Origin of the sequence: Pseudomonas sp. LP_7_YM (genome assembly GCF_004364435.1) — a bacterium.
In the GTDB taxonomy this organism is placed as follows: Bacteria; Pseudomonadota; Gammaproteobacteria; order Pseudomonadales; family Pseudomonadaceae; genus Aquipseudomonas.
The window spans coordinates 155,647-174,978 of record NZ_SOCT01000005.1; the positions used below are offsets into that span (position 1 = coordinate 155,647).

At 59.3% G+C, this 19,332-nt stretch carries 21 protein-coding genes; 11 read left to right on the forward strand and 10 right to left on the reverse strand.

Going from position 1 to position 19,332, the window contains the following annotated elements:
- Positions 1-34: 34 nt before the first annotated feature.
- Entirely contained in the window at positions 35-367 is a 333-nt protein-coding gene (gene sutA / locus EC915_RS14565) for a transcriptional regulator SutA (protein WP_133751238.1), read from the forward strand.
- Positions 368-474: 107 nt separating this feature from the next.
- Here sutA and EC915_RS14570 read toward each other — a convergent pair whose 3' ends face one another.
- The 6 genes from EC915_RS14570 to EC915_RS14595 are packed head-to-tail and all read right to left on the reverse strand — an operon-like array spanning position 475 to position 5,069.
- Entirely contained in the window at positions 475-1,170 is a 696-nt protein-coding gene (locus tag EC915_RS14570; RefSeq protein ID WP_133751239.1) for an HAD family hydrolase, read from the reverse strand.
- Positions 1,167-2,063 carry a tyrosine recombinase XerC gene (xerC, locus tag EC915_RS14575; RefSeq protein WP_133751240.1) on the reverse strand — a complete coding sequence of 299 codons (897 nt, stop codon included), beginning with the start codon at positions 2,061-2,063 and terminating at the stop codon, positions 1,167-1,169. The genes EC915_RS14570 and xerC overlap by 4 nt, the downstream gene beginning before the upstream one ends.
- Before the next feature lie 2 nt (positions 2,064-2,065).
- The gene (locus tag EC915_RS14580; RefSeq protein WP_133751241.1) at positions 2,066-2,803 is read right to left on the reverse strand and encodes a DUF484 family protein; all 738 of its coding nucleotides are present in this window, start codon (positions 2,801-2,803) and stop codon (positions 2,066-2,068) included.
- A gap of 13 nt (positions 2,804-2,816) precedes the next feature.
- The gene (gene dapF / locus EC915_RS14585) at positions 2,817-3,647 is read right to left on the reverse strand and encodes a diaminopimelate epimerase (RefSeq protein ID WP_133751242.1); all 831 of its coding nucleotides are present in this window, start codon (positions 3,645-3,647) and stop codon (positions 2,817-2,819) included.
- A gap of 4 nt (positions 3,648-3,651) precedes the next feature.
- Positions 3,652-4,899, reverse strand: coding sequence for a diaminopimelate decarboxylase (gene lysA, locus EC915_RS14590; protein WP_133751243.1), 1,248 nt, complete (start codon positions 4,897-4,899; stop codon positions 3,652-3,654).
- A gap of 8 nt (positions 4,900-4,907) precedes the next feature.
- On the reverse strand, positions 4,908-5,069 hold the full coding sequence (locus tag EC915_RS14595; RefSeq protein ID WP_133751244.1) for a lipoprotein: 162 nt from the start codon (positions 5,067-5,069) through the stop codon (positions 4,908-4,910).
- Positions 5,070-5,306: 237 nt separating this feature from the next.
- Here EC915_RS14595 and cyaY point away from each other — a divergent pair, with 237 nt between their 5' ends.
- The gene (gene cyaY / locus EC915_RS14600; RefSeq protein WP_133751245.1) at positions 5,307-5,666 is read left to right on the forward strand and encodes an iron donor protein CyaY; all 360 of its coding nucleotides are present in this window, start codon (positions 5,307-5,309) and stop codon (positions 5,664-5,666) included.
- Positions 5,663-5,881: a DUF1289 domain-containing protein gene (locus tag EC915_RS14605; RefSeq protein WP_133751246.1), complete on the forward strand. Its 219-nt coding sequence runs from the start codon at positions 5,663-5,665 to the stop codon at positions 5,879-5,881. Before cyaY ends, EC915_RS14605 begins: the two co-directional genes overlap by 4 nt.
- Positions 5,882-5,979: 98 nt before the next feature.
- Here the strand turns inward: EC915_RS14605 and EC915_RS14610 are convergent, their stop codons facing one another.
- The 4 genes from EC915_RS14610 to argH all read right to left on the reverse strand — a co-directional run bounded on the left by EC915_RS14610 (position 5,980) and on the right by argH (position 11,419).
- Positions 5,980-8,823 carry a class I adenylate cyclase gene (locus EC915_RS14610; protein ID WP_133751247.1) on the reverse strand — a complete coding sequence of 948 codons (2,844 nt, stop codon included), beginning with the start codon at positions 8,821-8,823 and terminating at the stop codon, positions 5,980-5,982.
- Between the two features lie 201 nt (positions 8,824-9,024).
- Positions 9,025-9,273, reverse strand: a complete 249-nt coding sequence (locus EC915_RS14615) for a TIGR02647 family protein (RefSeq protein ID WP_133751248.1) — start codon at positions 9,271-9,273, stop codon at positions 9,025-9,027.
- Positions 9,274-9,590: 317 nt separating this feature from the next.
- Complete coding sequence (locus tag EC915_RS14620; RefSeq protein WP_133751249.1) at positions 9,591-9,884, reverse strand: hypothetical protein; 294 nt, start codon at positions 9,882-9,884, stop codon at positions 9,591-9,593.
- A gap of 140 nt (positions 9,885-10,024) precedes the next feature.
- Complete coding sequence (gene argH / locus EC915_RS14625; protein WP_133751250.1) at positions 10,025-11,419, reverse strand: argininosuccinate lyase; 1,395 nt, start codon at positions 11,417-11,419, stop codon at positions 10,025-10,027.
- Between the two features lie 155 nt (positions 11,420-11,574).
- On the opposite strand from argH, the gene EC915_RS14630 reads away from it, so the two are divergent.
- The 8 genes from EC915_RS14630 (at position 11,575) to rsd (ending at position 19,197) form a co-directional block, all read left to right on the forward strand.
- Entirely contained in the window at positions 11,575-12,657 is a 1,083-nt protein-coding gene (locus EC915_RS14630; protein WP_133751251.1) for a sensor histidine kinase, read from the forward strand.
- Positions 12,654-13,400 carry a LytTR family DNA-binding domain-containing protein gene (locus EC915_RS14635; RefSeq protein ID WP_133751252.1) on the forward strand — a complete coding sequence of 249 codons (747 nt, stop codon included), beginning with the start codon at positions 12,654-12,656 and terminating at the stop codon, positions 13,398-13,400. Before EC915_RS14630 ends, EC915_RS14635 begins: the two co-directional genes overlap by 4 nt.
- A gap of 228 nt (positions 13,401-13,628) precedes the next feature.
- Positions 13,629-14,570: a hydroxymethylbilane synthase gene (hemC, locus tag EC915_RS14640; protein ID WP_133751253.1), complete on the forward strand. Its 942-nt coding sequence runs from the start codon at positions 13,629-13,631 to the stop codon at positions 14,568-14,570.
- Entirely contained in the window at positions 14,567-15,340 is a 774-nt protein-coding gene (locus EC915_RS14645) for a uroporphyrinogen-III synthase (protein WP_133751254.1), read from the forward strand. Before hemC ends, EC915_RS14645 begins: the two co-directional genes overlap by 4 nt.
- Before the next feature lie 51 nt (positions 15,341-15,391).
- A complete protein-coding gene (locus EC915_RS14650; RefSeq protein WP_133751255.1) occupies positions 15,392-16,534 on the forward strand; it encodes a uroporphyrinogen-III C-methyltransferase in 1,143 nt (380 codons plus the stop codon).
- Positions 16,531-17,778: a heme biosynthesis protein HemY gene (locus EC915_RS14655; protein ID WP_133751256.1), complete on the forward strand. Its 1,248-nt coding sequence runs from the start codon at positions 16,531-16,533 to the stop codon at positions 17,776-17,778. Before EC915_RS14650 ends, EC915_RS14655 begins: the two co-directional genes overlap by 4 nt.
- A gap of 273 nt (positions 17,779-18,051) precedes the next feature.
- The gene (locus EC915_RS14660; protein ID WP_256658739.1) at positions 18,052-18,555 is read left to right on the forward strand and encodes a disulfide bond formation protein B; all 504 of its coding nucleotides are present in this window, start codon (positions 18,052-18,054) and stop codon (positions 18,553-18,555) included.
- A 183-nt stretch (positions 18,556-18,738) separates the two neighbouring features.
- Positions 18,739-19,197 carry a sigma D regulator gene (gene rsd, locus EC915_RS14670; protein WP_133751259.1) on the forward strand — a complete coding sequence of 153 codons (459 nt, stop codon included), beginning with the start codon at positions 18,739-18,741 and terminating at the stop codon, positions 19,195-19,197.
- The last annotated feature ends 135 nt before the right edge of the window (positions 19,198-19,332 follow it).

Genomic DNA, 19,332 nt, shown 5'->3' on the forward strand with positions numbered 1-19,332 from the left:
AACTAATCTGCTTGCGCAAGTCATGAGGTAGAACATGAGCGACGATGACATCGATAACGAAGGTCTGGAAGACGATCTGGAAGGCGAGGACGATGGTGAGGAGCTTGCGGCTGCTCCCGATGACGACGTGGCGGATGTCGAAGACAGTCCCGAAGCGTCGGCAACTCCGGCCAAAGGCAAAGCCAAGGCTGCAGTCTCGGTTGATGAGCTGCCGAGCGTAGAAGCCAAGAACAAAGAGCGTGATGCGCTGGCGCGTGCGATGGAAGAATTCCTCGCCCGCGGCGGCAAAGTGCAGGAGGTGGACGCCAACGTGGTCGCCGACCCGCCGAAAAAGCCTGACAACAAGTACGGTAGCCGCCCTATTTAAGGGTGTCCGATGCCTGCTGAAAAAAAGCCCGCCGTCGCTGCGGGCTTTTTTTGGGGTGTTGACCTGGGGTTGTTAGGTTGATCGAAGTGGCGAACCCCAGCCAACGCTTACCCCCAACGCCCCAACACTTCAGGCAACTGCGTCAAGCTGCTGATCTGTGCGTCCGGCAATTGATCAGCTTCCCATGCCTTGCCACCCGGGTTGTACCAGATTGCGCGCAAACCGGCCTGCTGGGCGCCTGCGATATCATCGCCAGGGTGATCGCCGACATGTACTGCATGGCTTGCATTCGTGTTGCCACGTTTCAGTGCTTCGATAAATGGTGCAGGGTCAGGCTTGCCGATGCCCAGGTCTTCGGCGCACAACGCAAAGGCGAAGTAATCGGCCAGGCCCAGACGGCGCACGTCTGCGTTGCCGTTGGTGACGACGCCAAGGGTGTAGGACCTGGTCAGAATTTCCAGCGTTGGCACCACTTCAGGAAAGATGTCCAGCTTATGCCGCCCTTGAAGAAACACCTCGAAAGCCTGTTCGGCCAGATCCTGCGCCTCAGCCTGACCATACCCTGCATCTTCCAGCGCATGAAACAGCACCCGACGACGCAGGGCGCTGATCCGGTGCTTGAAACCGGGGTCAGCGTCGACCAGTCGCGAGCGAATCTCCCACAAATGCTCCACCGGCACCGGACCCAGCTTGGGGGCGTTCTCCCCCAGCCAGTCCCGCAGCATAGTCTCTGCGCTGACGATCGCCGGAGCGGTTTCCCACAGCGTGTCGTCCAGATCGAAGGTGATCAGCTTGATGCTCATTCGGAAGAGTCCTTGCGTTTGGCCCTTGGGTGGGCGCTGTCGTAGACCGTTGCCAGATGCTGAAAGTCCAGATGGGTGTAGATCTGAGTCGTGGTGATGTCGGCATGGCCAAGCAGTTCCTGCACGCCGCGCAGATCCTGAGAGGACTCCAGCAGGTGGCTGGCGAAGGAATGTCGGAGCATGTGCGGATGCAGATTTTGCCCCAGTTCACGTTCGCCGGCCGCCTTGACCCGAAGCTGAATCGAGCGCGGCCCAAGGCGTCGGCCTTGCTGGCTGATAAACACTGCGTCGTCTTGGGGGGTGGCGAGCGTTCGCTGTTTCAGCCACTGCTCCAGGGCCTCGCGCGCCTTGCGCCCCACTGGCAGGACGCGGGTCTTGCTGCCTTTGCCGAGCACTTCTACCAGCCCGTCGGCCAGATCCAGTTGCGCGCAGTTCAGCCCCGTGAGTTCGGAAAGCCGCAAACCGGATGAGTAAAACAGTTCTAGAATCGCGTGATCGCGACGTGCGAGGAACTCGTCTTCCACGCCCCCTTCCAGCAATTGCAAAGCGCGGTCGGCATCCAGGGTCTTGGGCAGTCGACGCTCGCCTTTGGGCGGCGACAGGCCGTTGGCCGGGTCGTGGTCGCAAAGGCCTTCGCGATTAAGGTAGTGATAGAAGCCGCGTACGGCTGACAGCAACCTGGCAATGCTGCGCGATGACTGACCTTGCTGGTGCAAGCGGGCGACCAGACTGCGCATGGACTGGATATCCAGCGCCCTCCAGCTGTCGATGTGTTGTTTTTCGCAGAACCCCAAGACCTTGCTCAGGTCGCGTCGGTAGGCTTCAAGCGTGTGGCTCGACACCTGGCGCTCGCTGCGCAGGTGCGTGCAGTAAGCGTCCAGCTGCCGCTCCATGACTAGCGGACCGAGCGCAGGGCGTTGGTGAAGCGCGGCAGCAAGCGGCTAAGCACATCTGCGATGTATGTCAGGAACAGCGTGCCCACCGAGCTTTTGTAGTGCTGCGGGTCGCGGCTGCCAATGGCCAGGACGCCGTGCAGGCCTTGATGGTTCAGCGCGACGATGGCGGTGGAGCCAACTTCCTTGCTCTGTTGGGCACCGAACAGGAACTCCAGCTCGTGATCGCGCAGAGCGCCGCAAACGGTTTTGTTGCCGGAGATCAGTCCGCCAATGGCCTTCTGCGCATCAGCGCCGCTGACCCAGCGGCCCACCGTCATCGGGTTATCGCTGAACAGGATCAGGCTCACGAATGGCACCTCAAACTCCTGGCGCAGGCTGTCTTCCACAGCGATGACGATCTCTTCCAGACTGGTGGCGTCCATCAGCGCAAGGATCAGGCGGCGGGTTTTCTCGAACAGTCGATCGTTGTCACGGGCCACGTCCATCAGTTGCGAGAGTCGATGGCGCATCTCGATATTGCGTTCGCGCAGCAGTTTGAGCTGACGCTCTACCAGCGAAACGGTGTCGCCGCGCTGATGCGGAATGCGCATTGCCGTGAGCAGTTCGTCATGCTCAGCGAAAAAATCCGGGTGTTGTTGCAGCCAGGCCGCGACTGCCTCGGCTTCAAGGGCAGGCACTGCTTGATCGGCAGGTGATTCGCCGGGCGTGTCGGTTGAAGTCTGAGGCAGATCGGTCATTGGATACTCTCACTCATAGACGTACTTGGCCTTCGTAAACCCTAACGGCCGGGCCGGTCATCAGTACCGGATGACCCGGGCCGGCCCACTCGATGGACAGACGTCCGCCGGGCAGATCGATCAGCAGCGGCGATTCCATCCAGCCCTGGCTGATGGCTGCGACTGCCGCCGCACAAGCGCCCGTGCCACAGGCCTGGGTTTCTCCGGCGCCGCGTTCCCAGACACGCAATTGTGCGCGCTGGCGATCAACAACGTGAAGAAAGCCCACATTCACCCGGGCCGGGAAGCGTGGGTGGTTCTCGATTTTCGGACCGAGCGTGTGCACCGGTGCATTGTTGATGTCATACACGCGCAGCACGGCATGGGGATTACCCATCGAAACAGCGGCCAGTTCGACGCTTTCGCCATCGACGTCCAGTGTGTAACAGGTTGCCTGTTCTGGCGCATCGAAAGGGATGTCTGCAGGTATCAGACGCGGTGCGCCCATGTCGACGCTGATCTGTCCGTCGTTGCGGATATCCAGCTCGATGATCCCGCCCTTTGTCTCGACACGGATCTGCTTCTTGGCCGTCAGGCGCTTGTCCAGCACGAAGCGGGCAAAGCAGCGCGCGCCATTGCCGCACTGTTCGACTTCGGAACCGTCGGAATTGAAGATCCGATAGCGGAAATCCACGTCCGGATTACTCGGCGCCTCGACCAACAGCAACTGGTCGAAACCGATGCCCGTGTGCCGATCGCCCCATTGCTTGGCGTGCTTGGGCTGGATATGCGCGTGCTGGCTCACAAGGTCCAGCACCATGAAGTCGTTGCCCAGGCCATGCATCTTGGTAAAACGCAGCAGCATGGGGTCACTCCGGCAGCAGGCTTTCGCCGGCATATAGCTCAGTCACGGTTTCACGGCGACGCACTTCGAACGCCTGATCGCCATCGACCAACACCTCGGCGGTGCGTCCGCGGGTGTTGTAGTTGGAGCTCATGACGAAGCCGTAGGCGCCCGCAGAGTGCACGGTCAGCAGATCGCCCTCGGCCAGCGCCAGTTCGCGCTCCTTGGCCAGGAAGTCGCCGGTCTCGCAGATTGGCCCTACGATGTCATAGGAGCGTGTCGCGCCTTCGCGAGGTTGAACGGCCTTGACGTCCATCCAGGCTTGATACAGCGCCGGGCGGATCAGGTCGTTCATCGCAGCATCGACGATTGCGAAATCTTTATGTTCGGTGTGCTTGAGGTATTCGATGCGGGTGAGCAGCACGCCGGCGTTGGCGACGATGAAACGCCCTGGCTCGAACATCAGCGTCAGGTCGCGGCCTTCGAGACGCTTGCGCACGGCCTTGATGTAATCGCCCGCAAGTGGCGGCTCTTCATCGCGATAACGCACGCCCAGACCGCCACCCAGATCCAGGTGGCGCAGCTGAATGCCGCAATCGCTCAAACGGTCGACCAGATCCAGCAGGCGATCCAGCGCATCGACGAAGGGCGAGAGGGTCGTCAGTTGCGAACCAATGTGGCAATCGACACCGATCACTTCCAGGTTTGGCAGCTGTGCGGCGCGGATGTAGACGTCTTCGGCGTCAGCGATGGCGATGCCGAACTTGTTTTCCTTGAGCCCTGTGGAAATGTACGGATGAGTTCCCGCATCGACGTCCGGGTTCACCCGCAAGGATACCGGGGCGCGTTTGCCCATCTCGGCGGCCACCATCTGCAAGCGTTCCAGCTCGTCGGTGGATTCGACATTGAAGCAATGCACGCCGACTTCCAGCGCTCGACGCATGTCGTCACGGGTCTTGCCGACGCCGGAGAACACGATTCTGTCTGCCTGACCGCCTGCCGCCAGTACGCGCTCCAGCTCACCGCGCGAAACGATGTCGAAACCGGCGCCCAGACGCGCCAGGACATTGAGTACGCCTAGGTTGGAGTTGGCTTTGACGGCGAAGCAGACCAGATGTGGCATGCCGCTCAAGGCATCGGCATAAGCGCGATACTGCGCCTCGATATGCGCTCGGGAGTAGACATAGGTCGGCGTGCCGAAACGCTCGGCCACGGCAGACAATGCCACTCCTTCCGCGAACAGCTCGCCGTCGCGATAGTTGAAGGCGTCCATGGGCAATCCTAGTTGGTCGAGGTCTGGTGCTTGTGCGAGTGCGATTGGGTCTGGCTGTTGCCGTCGGACGAGTCGTCATCGGGCAGGTACAGCGGGCCTTTCTGACCGCAGGCAGAGACCAGACACGCAACAGCGAGGAGCGCGGCCAGGGAGGAAATCAGGCGCTTCATGGCGAAATCCTTTGTATAAGCATTAATTGCGCCCGAGTATACCGACCACCCGACAGATTGCCTATGCGCTACGGTTCTCGTCCGGCGGGCCTTTGACGCAGGGACCGGATATGTTGGCGATCGCCGCGTTTTTTGGCGCGGCAGGTTGCTAATGGGCGGGTATGCTTTGCAATTGGCCAGCAGCGACCGTATCTTGCGTCGCTTGCGCCATCTGTAGACACTTTCGAGGTTCTTGCAATGAGTTTGACCGAAGCCCGCTTTCACGACCTGGTAGATGAGACCCAAAATTTGATCGAGGATATCTTCGACGAAAGCGGTCTGGATCTTGACCTTGAGAGTTCGGCGGGTGTGCTGACCGTGAAATTCGAGAACGGTACTCAATTCATTATCAGTCGTCAGGAGCCGTTGCGTCAGCTGTGGCTGGCGGCGCCTGCCGGTGGTTTCCACTTTGACTACGACGAAGAGGAAAAGCGCTGGGTCTGTGACAAGAGCGAAGAGCTGCTGGGCGAGATGCTTAATCGTCTGGCTATGAAACAGGCTGGTGTTGAAATCGAATTCGACGCCGTCGACGGCCATGAAGACGGAAATCGGCAGTGATCAACGCTGCCCCCGTCAAGGCGCCTAAGCCGCTGTTCAGCAATGTCAGCCCGGCTGTGTCTTCGCCGTGTATCAGCGTCTGCCGCCTGGACGAACATAAAATGTGCACAGGGTGCTTCCGGCGCGTCGAGGACATCCGCGAATGGCGCGCGGCGACCGATCAGCGGCGGCGGGAAATTGTGCAGCAGGCAAATCAGCGTCGCGCCAGCGCCTGATGCGTAGCGTAGATGTGGTCAGTTACGGACGGGTCGCCGGACATACCGTATTACGTCAAGACGTAGGCTCCTGCAGGGCTAGCCCGCGATAGCCGTCATCAGGCCTCATCCATTGCATCATTCAACGATTTCTCCAACTGCACCTTGTAGCGCAGGAACAGACTCGTCTGGCCCCGTCTATCCGCCAGTATCCCCGAGAGATCGAGGTCCGTGATGTAACACCGATAGCGCTGGGTCTCACGGCGCTGGTCGAGTATCTGACGGGCAACGACGTTGAACAGCTGCGCGCCGAACTCCAGCTCCGAAAACTCCATACCGTCGCAATACAAGGTGACGCTGACTTCGCCCGGAGACGCTTCCTCAACGATGGCCTGCACATCGTGGAACGGCTTGTCGGTGGCCATGACCGGGCCGATCCGTTGTTCGATGCCACGCGCGCGCCCGGCGCCATCGGGAGTCATGCGGTAGTACAAGGTCTCCAGCGCCTGCGGATCGAGCGGGTTGTCCAGCGGCAGCAGTGCGCCACGCCGGTTTGCCACTGATTGCAGGAAACGCTGGATCGGCAACAGCAGGCTCGACTCATCGTGGTACGGCAGGCGCTGATGCCACAGTGCGTTATGTTCGTCGAGTACGTACAGATCGGCACAAGGTTCGTTGATCCGGTAGAACACCTGGATGCATTCGGGCTGGGCGTGGGGAATGAAAAGCGACAGATCGCTTTCATCCAGCGCCTGTGGGTCCAGATGAATCGGGCTGTAGCCCGGCAATTCTTTGCCCAGGTATTGGTAAAGGGCGGGCAGGGTGTCGAGCGCCACATGCCTGACTTGCCCTGGCATCATTTCCAGTACGTGATAGCGCTGCTGGACCTGGATCAGGTAGCGGTGGTTCAGGTGGCGAGACAGCAGCAATTGCGCGGTTTGGGTCAGCTCATCGACTCGCTGTGCGATGGCAGGGGCCCGGTTATGACAGAAGCAGCGCACGTTGATCGACGCTTTGGGCAACGTTGCATTGTTGAGCAGCTCGGTCAGGCAGTCGAGGAGGGCGTGGGGGCCGTCGAAGCGATTGACCAGCACCTCGTTCCAGCTGGTGAGGGTGATCTGGTCGAAGGTCAGCACCAGGTTCTCCCGAACCCCGGCATAACTCAGCGAGTCGGTGCGCTCGGTGGTCATCAGGATATTCAGGTCTTTGTGATGCTTGAGCGGATCGACCCCCACGTTCACCAGCAGCAAAATTTCACTCGGCACGCTTGGGCGAAGCAGGACCTCTTCGGGTACCACTCCCAATGGCATCGCAATGGTTTGTTGCAGCGCACCTTGCAGGTTGAACAACTCGAATTCGGTCAGGTCACTGTTGCCAGGATGCAGGGCCAGACGCGTGCTGCTGTCGATCACATGGTTGCGATGGCACCAGGCAAGCAATTCCAGCAGCTCACGGGTGCGCTTGATTGGCGCGAACAACTCCCACTCATGAACGGCGAGGTTGCCGTTGTACAGACCCCATTGATACTTGCCGGGCTCACGCTTATCGGGCAACTGCACCAATGTCAGCGTGTCCTCGGAGAGATCCGGCGAAATGCCCGGATTGACGAACTCGACCTTACCCGCCTTGCGCTCGAACGCAGCATAAAGACGACGCCCGAGAATATTCAGGTCGCGTTTGGTGATTGAACTGATTGCCTTCTGCGTTCGGGCGAACTGGGTGAGGAAGCGATAGCTGTTATTAAGCTCGCTGACCAGCGCTCGGCGCTCACTGGAAACGTGTCGTACCTTCCACTGGCTGCGGCTGTCGAGCAGTGCCAACTGCCGCTCATCCCATTGCCACTCCACCGCCAGGCGCTCCAGCAGCAGGCGTTGCCAGCTGTCGGCGCGCTGGCGTGGCAGGCCGCTGAGCTTTTTATTCACTTTCAGATACAGGCATCGGCGCACCAGCTCCAGGCGCTCGGTTTCGCCGCGAGCCAGCAGATATTCCTCGATCCGTCGGTAAACCATCATGTAGGGGTCAAGCTCGTCGAGGTTCACACGATTGGCGAACACCTCTTTTTTCAGCCGCATGCTCAGGCAGTCTATCTGCGGGTAATCGCCGGCATACGCCTCGGTCAGCAGCAGTTTGAGCACTGACTTGTAGGGCGATTCGATGCCTTTGAACAGCTGCCAGAGGCCCGCACCGATGAACTCTCCCGCAGGGATGTGGGACATGTTGCCCAGATCCAGCACCTCATCCTCCCGGATGAACCGCTTGGACAGCAATGCATGGGTATATTCGGCGTAACGCGCTTCTTCGTAGACCGGTACCAGCCACCAGATAGGTGTGCGCCCCGCCAGCCATATCGCCGTGCGGTAGAACTCGTCCAGCAACAGGTAATGCTGAGTCGTTCCGCAGTCGTCACTGCTGAGTTGCGCGTCGCGCTCGCCCACCACGAACCGCGCCGGGTCAATGAGAAAGAAATGTGCCTCGGCGCCCATCGTCGCGGCCCAGGTTTCCAGCGCCTGACATTTCTTGCGCAGCTCCTGCACCTCTTCGGCTGCCAGGCTAGGGTCATGACAGACCCACACGTCCATGTCGCTTTGATCGGCCTGGGCCAGCGTGCCAAGACTTCCCATCAGGAAAATGCCCTGGATCGGTTGTGGCGGGCCTCCCCTGCGCTGTTTGTAGCAAAAGGATCGCGTCAGGCGCTGCGCTTCAAGCAGGGCCTGGGTCGCCGGCTCGTAGTTGGACACCCCGGCCGGCGTCGCGCTGGAAACATAGCCGGGCAAAAGTGGGTGATTGACGTGAAAGAACAACGGCAGCATGGCCAGAACTGACTGCTGGCGTGGGGACAAGCCTTCATTGGCGCGGTTCATCCGCCCTGCATTGAGGGTCAGGAAGCGGTTGCGCAGCTGGCTGAGCACCTTGCGGTCAATGCCCTCATCCAGATCGGGGCGGATCTCGAAACTATGGATCATCGCGACTCGAAGCCGACATGCGGCACTGCTGGGGGGCTGAGCAGGCGACAGGAAAGAAAGATGCAGCATCAGGCGTTGATAGGCGGCTGTGTGTATTTTTTTTCTGGCGCCAGAACTTTATCGGCGCAGCTTCTTACAAATGAAGGGTTCGCGAAACCTTTATTTCATGCGTTCCGGCAAAGGTTTCGCGACTCGGCACGCTCAGGCTGCTTCCTGAGTGGTGGAAAGGATAATCAGCAGTGATTGTGCGTGTTCGGCGGCATCCAGGCCCAGACCGGTGAGGTAGCCTCCATCGACGTGAGTCGTCAGGCCTTTTTCATGGAGTCGTCTGGCTGCGGCGACGGCGGCAGGAGCAGCCACATGGTGGACTTTCAGGCCCTCCTGGGTATTGCTCAGATTGAACAGTGACAGGATTTCCAGTTCGGCGACCAATTCAGGGGTAAACGACATAGGGACTCCAGACTTTTTGTAATGGATGACGCGGCGAACGAATCGCAGCCGTGACAGCCTCGTAGATCAAGCGGCAGCGAGGCACCTGGAGTGTAGTTAGCGTCTGAGGGTTTTGCAGGAAGTATCTGGGCGATTGTCAGATGATTCGAGGGCGTTGACGTCGCTGGGGGAGAGGGCTCCAGATTGGCGCCGAAATCCGTGGGCGCGAAGTCGTTCGCGAAAAGTTGATCGGGCTACAGCACTGTATTGACTGTACGGACCTCTCGCGAAGGAATTCGCTGCTTCAGGGAATATTGCAGTGAACGGACCGGTGAGGATTACTCGCCGTCTTCGAGCTTCACGCCCGGTGGCATTTCCGGCAAGGCGCGCAGGGCCTTTTCGTACCACTCGGTGTTGAATGGGCGGTCGTCCTGAAGGATGCCGTCAATCTCAACGGCCAGCACGTGCGCCATCATTTCCAGAATGTCGTCACGTTCATAACCGACCAAGGTCAGTTTGTTGAACGTGGCCTTGGCGGCCGGTGGGTTGTCGCTTTCGATCTGGTTTTCGATGGCCTGGATCAGGGTCGATTCAGCGAACTCTTCTTCGTCATTGTCGATGTGGTCGCTCATGGCGGACTCCTCAGGAAAGACCGGCAGTTTAACTGCTATCGGTCGTCAGGTGGTCGTCCGGACGCCTCACGTATGGCGACGCCTGCGCTCAACGCGCTCCTGCAGCCAAATGCGAGCAGCGCTCCATGAGTGGATCAGGGCTATCGATTGGCGAGCAGCTGCTTGCCACGGCCTACTGCGGCCTTGACCTGCGCCGGTGCTGTCCCACCGATGTGATCACGGGCGTTGACCGAACCTTCCAGGGTCAGCACCGCGAAGACGTCCTGCTCGATCTGATCGCTGAACTGGCGCAGCTCTTCAAGCGTCATTTCCGCCAGGTCCTTGCCGTTCTGCACACCATATTTCACTGCATGACCGACGATCTCGTGGCAGTCACGGAACGGCAGGCCGCGGCGTACCAGATAGTCAGCAAGGTCAGTGGCCGTGGAGAACCCGCGCAAGGCAGCTTCGCGCATGATGGCGTGCTTGGGTTTGATCGCCGGAATCATGTCGGCGAAAGCCCGCAGCGAATCGCGCAGAGTGTCGGCGGCGTCGAACAGCGGTTCCTTGTCTTCCTGATTGTCCTTGTTGTAGGCCAGCGGCTGGCCCTTCATCAAGGTCAGCAGACCCATCAGTGCGCCAAACACGCGGCCACTCTTGCCGCGCACCAGCTCCGGCACGTCCGGATTCTTCTTTTGCGGCATGATCGAACTGCCGGTGCAGAAACGGTCCGGCAAGTCGATGAACTGAAATTGCGCGCTGGTCCACAGCACCAGCTCTTCGGAGAAACGCGAAAGGTGCATCATCGCAACGCTGGCGGCCGAGCAGAATTCAATGGCGAAGTCGCGATCGGACACGCTGTCCAACGAGTTGCCGCCCACGGCTTCGAAGCCCAGCAACTGGCAGGTCAGTTCGCGGTCGATAGGGTAGGTGGTGCCAGCCAGCGCGGCGCTGCCCAGGGGCATGCGGTTGGTGCGTTTGCGGCAATCGACCAGACGCTCGTGATCGCGGCTGAGCATTTCGAACCAGGCCAGCATGTGATGCCCGAAGGTCACCGGCTGTGCGGTCTGCAGATGGGTAAAGCCCGGCATGATGGTGTCGGCCTCACGCTCGGCCAGGCCCAGCAGGCCTTCTTGCAGGCGCGTGATCTCAGCCAGAATCAGGTCGATCTCATCACGCAACCACAGGCGGATGTCGGTCGCGACCTGATCATTGCGGCTGCGACCGGTGTGCAGCTTCTTGCCGGTGATACCGATGCGGTCGGTCAGGCGTGCTTCGATGTTCATGTGCACATCTTCCAGGTCCACACGCCATTCGAACATACCCGCCTCGATTTCGCCCTCAAGGGTCTTCAGGCCGTCGATGATGGTGTCGCGTTCGGCATCGGTCAGCACGCCGACTTTGGCCAGCATCGTGGCGTGGGCAACCGAGCCCATGATGTCGTGGCGATAAAGGCGCTGATCGAAAGTGACGGAGGCGGTGAAGCGTGCGACGAAGGCGTCGACGGGTTCACTGAAGCGGCCGCCCCAGGACTGATTGGTCTTGTCGGTGCTCATGATTGGCTCGCTGCTCTGCTGATGACTGTACTGATGACGGTTGTGTTAATAGGTGATGTCGCCGGTTTTAAAAGGCGCGGGCGATGATAACAGCATTGCCGGGGTTTTATTCTCGACGGCTTGCCCACAAGGGTGTGAGCGCAGAGACTGCTGTCATGCACAACGAACGCAGTAAGCCGGGCCGCAGCCCTGCACCCGGTAAAGAGTTCTTCCTCCCGGCACTGTGCCTGCCGCAGGCGCTGCTGGTTCTGGTCGTGCTCGCCGAACTGTTGGTGCTCGTGCTGGTATTGGTCGAGCCGATGCATCCGGGGTTTGACTGGGTACGGCTGGCATTGATCTCGTTGTTCGTGCAGTGGATCGTGTTGCTCTCGGCGGCGCTGTTGTGCGGATTGCGGCCTTGGCTGGCCCGACTGCAAGCGGGTGTCGCGGGCGCTTTGTGCTGTTTTCTGGTGGTGGCGGTGACCTTGCTGTGTACGGCGGTGACCGAATACTGCCAGCTAGCAGACGTGGCAACGGTCGACAGTGATATCGAGCGTTACGTTCGCTATTCCTTGATTGCGCTCATCATGTCGGCACTGATGTTGCGTTACTTTTACCTGCAGAGTCAGTGGCGCAAGCAACAGCAGGCGGAGCTGCGCGCCAGGATCGAGTCGCTGCAGGCACGGATCCGCCCGCACTTTCTATTCAATACGCTCAACAGCATTGCCAGCCTGGTCAGCAGCGATCCGGTCAGGGCCGAACAAGCCGTGCTGGATCTTTCCGACCTGTTTCGCGCCAGTCTGGGCAAGCCCGGCAGCCTGATTACGTGGGGTGAAGAGCTGGAGTTGGCTAAACGTTATTTATCGATTGAGCAATATCGACTTGGCGAGCGTCTACAGTTGGACTGGGACGTCAGCGCAATTCCCGACGACTTGCCGATTCCCCAGCTAACCTTGCAGCCATTACTTGAGAACGCGTTGATCTATGGCATCGCGCCCCGTATCGAAGGCGGTGTGGTCAGGGTCGAGGCAGACTATGAACGGGGAGTATTCATATTGCGCGTCAGTAACCCCTATGACGAAGCTGTCCATCGGCAGACTTCAAGCGGCACTCAGCAGGCCCTGGCAAATATCGGCGCCCGAATCACGGCACTTTTTGGCCCTCTCGCGAGTCTGAGCGTGGAGCGCCGTGACGGTCGTCACTTCACCTGTCTACGCTATCCTTGTGCGAGACTCACGCAGGAAGCCAGAGCAATATGAATGTCCTGATCGTTGATGACGAACCCCTAGCCCGCGAACGCCTGGGCCGCATGGTCGGTGATCTCGAGGGTTATCGGGTTCTTGAACCCAGCGCCACCAATGGCGAAGAAGCCCTGACGCTGATCGATAGTCTGAAACCCGACGTGGTTTTACTCGATATCCGCATGCCGGGCCTAGATGGGCTGCAGGTCGCGGCCAAATTATGTGAGCGCGACACACCGCCCGCCGTGGTTTTCTGCACGGCCCATGATGAATTTGCTCTTGAGGCTTTCCAGGTCAGTGCCGTGGGTTATCTGGTCAAACCGGTGCGTCCGGAAAATCTGCTGGAAGCGCTGCGTAAGGCCGAGCGACCGAATCGCGTGCAACTGGCAGCGATGACACGGCCTGCCGCCGAAAGCGGCAACGGTCCGCGCAGTCACATCAGTGCCCGCACCCGCAAGGGCATAGAGCTGATCCCGCTGAATCACGTGATCTACTTCATTGCCGACCATAAATACGTGACCCTGTGTCACGAGGGTGGCGAAGTCCTACTTGATGAGCCGCTCAAGGCGCTGGAAGATGAGTTCGGTGACCGGTTTGTGCGCATCCACCGTAATGCGCTTGTTGCACGTGATCGCATCGAACGCCTGCAACGCACGCCACTGGGGCATTTTCAGCTGTTCCTAAAAGGCCTCAAAGGTGACGCCCTGATCGTTAGCCGCAGGCATGTGGCTGGCGTGCGCAAAATGATGCAGCAGTTGTAAGCTGTGCAACGGCGATGTTTCGAAAGTACGTGCAAGTGTTGAGTAGTAGCGGAAATCGGCCCTGTCTTCTCTTTTTCTGGGGGCCACTAGCATCCCAAGAACGACATGCCGTCACAGGGCATCCGTGTATCGATTGAGTTAATCATGCGAGCGGATTGACGACAGTCATTCGGTGCTCTCGGACCGAGCTGTTATTATCCGCCGCATTTACTCAGTACGGATTGATCCATGTCCACACGCGAAATCCGCATCGCCACCCGCAAAAGTGCGCTGGCCCTCTGGCAGGCCGAATACGTCAAGGCCCGTCTGCAGGAAGCTCATCCGGGCCTGATCGTTACCCTGGTTCCGATGGTTAGCCGCGGCGACAAGCTGCTGGACTCTCCGTTATCCAAAATCGGTGGTAAAGGCCTCTTCGTCAAAGAACTGGAAACCGCGCTGCTGGAGAATGAAGCGGATATTGCCGTGCACTCCATGAAAGATGTGCCCATGGACTTCCCGCAAGGCCTGGGCCTGTTCTGTATCTGTGAGCGTGAAGATCCGCGCGATGCCTTTGTCTCCACTACTTTTTCCAGCCTTGATGAACTGCCCTCAGGCAGCGTCGTCGGCACTTCCAGCCTGCGCCGTCAGGCTCAATTGCTGGCTCGCCGTCCCGATTTGAAAATCCATTTCCTGCGCGGCAATGTCAACACGCGTCTGGCCAAGCTCGATGCCGGTGAATACGACGCCATCATCCTCGCCGCAGCCGGTCTCATTCGACTCGGATTCGAAGACCGCATCACCTCCCCGATCAGCATCGAGCACAGCTTGCCCGCTGGCGGGCAAGGCGCCGTGGGCATCGAATGCCGCAGTGTCGATACCGAACTGCACGCCTTGTTGACGCCCCTGCATCATGCTGAAACCGCCGTGCGCGTTACTGCCGAGCGCGCTTTGAACAAGCATCTCAATGGCGGCTGCCAAGTGCCCATCGCCTGTTATGCGGTGCTGGAAAACGACCAGTTATGGTTACGGGGTCTGGTGGGCGATCCTACCGGAAGCCTTTTGCTGCACGCCGAAGCGCGAGCCCCCCACGCCGATGCGCAAACCCTGGGAGTGCAAGTGGCCGAAGCCCTGCTGGCGCAGGGGGCGGCGAAAATCCTCAAGGCTGTCTACGGCCAGGCGGACGAAGAGTGAAAGGCTGGCGCTTGCTGCTGACGCGTCCGGTCGAGGAGTCGCAGGCATTGGCTGGCGTGCTGGCAGAGCAGGGCGTGTTCAGCTCGAGCCTGCCGCTGTTGGAGATCGAGCCATTACCGGTCTCGGAACAGAACCGCGCACTCATCTATAACCTCGCCGCCTACTGCGCGGTTATCGTCGTCAGCAAGCCTGCTGCCAGGCTCGGCCTCGAAATGGTTGACGAGGTTTGGCCGCAAACGCCAGTGCAGACCTGGTTCACTGTGGGTGCGGCCACTGCGCAAATCCTGGATGACTACGGTTTGCGCGTATTCTTCCCGGCCCAGGGCGATGACAGTGAAGCGTTGCTCGGCTTGCCGCAACTTCAGGAAGCCATTTGCGGCTACGACCCCAAAGTGCTGATCATGCGTGGTAAAGACGGTCGCGGACTGTTGGCCGAGCGCCTGCGTGAACAGGGTGCTACTGTCGATTATCTTGAGCTGTACCGGCGCAAGCTCCCGCAGTACCCGGCTTTCACGCTGGCACGGCAAGTTGCAGCGGAACGCTTGAACGGGCTGGTGGTCAGCAGTGGACAGGGTTTTCAACATCTGCATGATCTGGCAGGTGATGCCTGGCCGGAACTTGCGCAGATGCCTTTATTCGTACCAAGCCTCCGAGTCGCCGAGCTGGCGCGTGAGGCCGGGGCTCTAACCGTAGTGGACTGCCGTGGCGCGAGCGCTTCGGCCTTGCTGGCAGCGTTGCGAGAACAACCCGAACCTGCCCCTCAGGCGTAATGATCGACGATTCGGATTACGCGATTACGCCCAAATGCAAAGGATGGATACGTGAGCGAAACAGTCTTGCCAAAAGATGACGCTGAACCGCTACTGGCCCAACCCGAGCCACGACCGGATCCAGTGCGAAAAGAACCTTCCCATCGTCGTTCCAGCAGCGGTCTGGCTATTCTGGCGTTGCTGCTGGGCGCGGCAGGTGTAGCTGTCGGTGGCTGGAGCGTTTGGCAACTGCGCGCCGTCCAGGCCGGTCATCAGCAGCAGTCCAGCCAGTTGCAGGATATCGGCGCGCAAACCCAGGCCCTCAAACAGAGCGAGCAGCAACTGTCTGCACGCCTGGCCCAGTTGCCGCCCGCCGAAGAACTGGAAGATCGTCGCCGACTGGTGACTCAACTGCAAGGCGATCAGCAGCGCTTGAGTCAGCGTGTGGAAACGGTACTTGGCGCAAGCCGCAAAGACTGGCGTCTGGCTGAGGCGGAACACTTGCTGCGTCTGGCCAGTTTGAGGTTGTCTGCACTTCAGGACATCAACAGTGCTAAGGCGCTGGTGCAGGGCGCCGACGAGATTCTGCGCGAGCAGGATGATCCGGCAGCGTTCGGCGCTCGTGAACAACTGGCCAAAAGTCTGGCCGCGCTGGGTAGCGTCGATCAGCCTGACCGTACGGGGCTGTTCCTGCAATTGGCCGCTCTGCGTGATCAAGTTACCCAACTGAATGCACTGGCACCTGAATACAAGGATCAAGGCGAGTCTCTGCTTGGGTTAACCGACGGCAAAGAAGACAGTTACTGGGCCAAGTGGTGGGAAAAAATATCCCGTTACATTCGCATCGATTTCCACGCGGACAAGAACATCCGTCCGTTGCTGGCCGGGCAGAGTCTGACCCAAGTCCGTCTGGCGCTGAGTCTGGCGCTGGAGCAGGCGCAGTGGGCGGCGCTTAATGGTCAGGCGCAGGTTTACACCCAGGCCGTGACTGAGGCACGCAGCGTCTTGAACGCTAACTTCAATCAGGACAACTCGCAAAGCAAGATGCTGGGCGAGCGCCTGGATGAGCTGGCCAAAAAGCCGGTCTCCGTAATCACGCCTGATCTGACGCAAAGTCTCGGTGCTGTGCAGGCGTATCTGCAACAACGCCACACCCCCGTGGACGGTGCACTTGAGCAGCCTGCTGAAGGGACGCCGCCGGGGAGCAAGACATGAAGCGCGGCTACGTGATCGTGTTTGTACTGATCATCCTCGCAGCACTGGCAGGTTTGGCGATCTCTCGTCACACAGGCTATGTGCTGATTGCGTATGACACCTTCCGCTATGAGTCGAGCCTCTGGGCAGCGCTGGCGTTGTTGGTGGCGATTGCGCTGGTGGTCTGGCTGGTACGTGGCGTGATCAGGCTCTTGACCGCTTCGAGCGGCGTGGTCAACCCTTGGTCGCGACGCAACCGCAGTCGCCGGGTGCAGGTGGCTATCGAGAAGGGGCAGATGGACTTGGCAGAAGGTCGCTGGGCCAGCGCTCAACGCCACTTGCAGCGGGCCGCCGAGGCTGAGCCTCAACCGTTGTTGTATTACCTTGGCGCAGCACGTGCGGCCAGCGAGCAAGGGCATTACGAGGACAGTGACACCCTGCTCGAACGCGCCCTGGAGCGTCAGCCGCAGGCCGAACTTGCGATTGCCCTGAATCACGCGCAACTGCAACTTGACCGGGGCGACAGTAATGGCGCGCTCAATACGTTGCAGGCCATGCAGGAGCGACATCCGCATAACCCTCAGGTATTGCGTCAGTTGCAGCGGCTTTATCGCCAGCGTGGTGATTGGCCTGAACTGGTTCGTCTGATGCCGGAGTTGCGCAAGGATAACGTTCTGCCGGCGCAGGAACTCGCGGAGCTGGAAAAACGTGCGTGGAGCGAGAACCTCTCGCTGGCCGCTTACCGAGGGGCGGAAAACGAATCCGGTCCTGCCGGTTTGCCAGCATTGGAACTGGCTTGGCAGCAACTCTCCTCCGCTCAGCGCCAGGAGCCGGCGCTGATTTTGGCCTATGCCGAGCAACTGCGTCGCCATGGCGCGGATGTGCAAGCCGAAGAAGTGCTGCGCAGTGCCATGAAACGTGACTACAACAGTCATCTGGCGCGGCTCTACGGTCTGGTACGCGGAAGTGATCCCGCCAAGCAATTGCAGACGGCAGAGGGTTGGCTGAAGCAGCATCCGGAAGACCCTGGCTTGCTATTGACCCTGGGCCGGCTATGCCTGCAAAGCAGCTTATGGGGTAAGGCGCGTGACTATCTGGAGGGCAGTCTGCGGCTGGAGCGCAATCCCGAAGCCTGTGCCGAGCTTGCACGTCTGCTGGGTAGACTGGGTGAGACTGATCGCAGCAACCAATTGTTTCAGGAGGGGCTGGGCCTATTGGATGAGCGTTTATTAGCGCGTCCATTGCCTGCGTTGGTTCGCGCGTAAGCCTTCTGCCCCTGCTCTGCAAAAGGCCCTGAATAAGGGCTTTTTTGCGCCTGCTTCGCAAAGCTGTGTAGGAGGTTTCCGAAAGCTCATTGGGTTTCTATCTCAATCCCCTGATGAAGGGTATATCTTCCTATTCCTTCGGTCGGGAAATCCTTGTTCAGACTAAGAAATATCCTCCCCCGGTTGCCTTGAAAGCGAGTCGCGCTTTCCTCTACCGTAACCGCCTTCGTCTTTTGTTTCGGATTTTCCATGCATCTGGCTCGCACACGGTCCTTGTTCTTCCTGGCGTTTTTCGCCTGTGCGTTGATTGTGGGCGCGGCTGTCTGTCTGGAGCGCGTGGTGGGCTCATTTCCATGCCCGCTCTGCTTCGCACAACGGGTGCTGTTGCTCACCTGCTCCGGCGTCTGCCTGGTAGCTGCCCTGCATGCACCCGGCACGCTCGGCTGGCGCCTTTACTCGGGAGGCCTGTTGTTCGTTTCGTTATGCGGCGCGGCGCTGGCGGGGCGGCAGGTATGGCTGCAAGCCTCACCCCCGGACAATCCGGATGTCTGCCTGCTTAATTTGCAGTATCTGCTTGATACGCAGCCTTGGCTCAAGGTCCTGGCGATGATTTTTGCCGGAAGAGCGGGATGCTCTGAAATCACTTGGTCACTCTTCGGCATCAGTCTTCCAGAGTGGAGCCTGCTGGCCTTTTCAGGCGTCAGTCTCTTTGCGCTTTATTACCTTTTCATCGAGTTTTGTCGATTCAGATCAATGGATATAGGCTCGGCTGATTAAACACTTGTATGAACTTTATCTCCTGCGTACCTTGAAGGCCACGACGCGCGGGCATAATCTGGCTCGCACGCACCATCGCAATAATGCTGCTGTCGACGTTTTTTTCAGACCCGGTTTCATAAGCATGAAGCCGGATCGCCAAGCGACAGGCAGCAGGCCCCTGAAGGGAAGAGAGAGAACATCATGCTGGAAAGTTGTCAGAATGCTCAGGAACGCTGGGGTGGGGTTCATAAGTTGATTGATCGTTGGTTGCAGGAGCGTCACGAACTGGTCAAGGCTTACGATGTGCTCGGCGCCGAGCCTCAAGCGTTGTCTGGAACCACCCAGCAGCTGCAGGAACTCTGCGACCGTCTCGTTGATTATGTATCGGCAGGTCATTTCGAAGTCTATGAGCAACTGAATGGCGAAGCCAAAGCTTTCAACGATGAACGCGGGCTCGACCTTGCCAATACGCTTTATCCTCGTATCGACGTGATCACAGAGAAGCTGTTGGCTTTTAACGATCTGTGTGACGAAGGAAAATGCGTGGCGGAAAAATTCAAGGAGCTGGGAGGCTTGTTGCATGAGCGCTTCGATCTGGAAGACTGTTTGATTGAAGTGCTGCACAACTCGCATAAGCAACAGGATGCGGTCCAGGCCTGACTGGACTCGCGGTTAAAGAAGGGCGCCAACACAGCGCCCTTTTTAATGCTCCTGCGTTGCTGTTCCGCCACACGTGGCGTCGGCAATTCAGTCTGCGTGGGCCAAGAATCCGAAGAGCGGCACGGTCGCTGTACG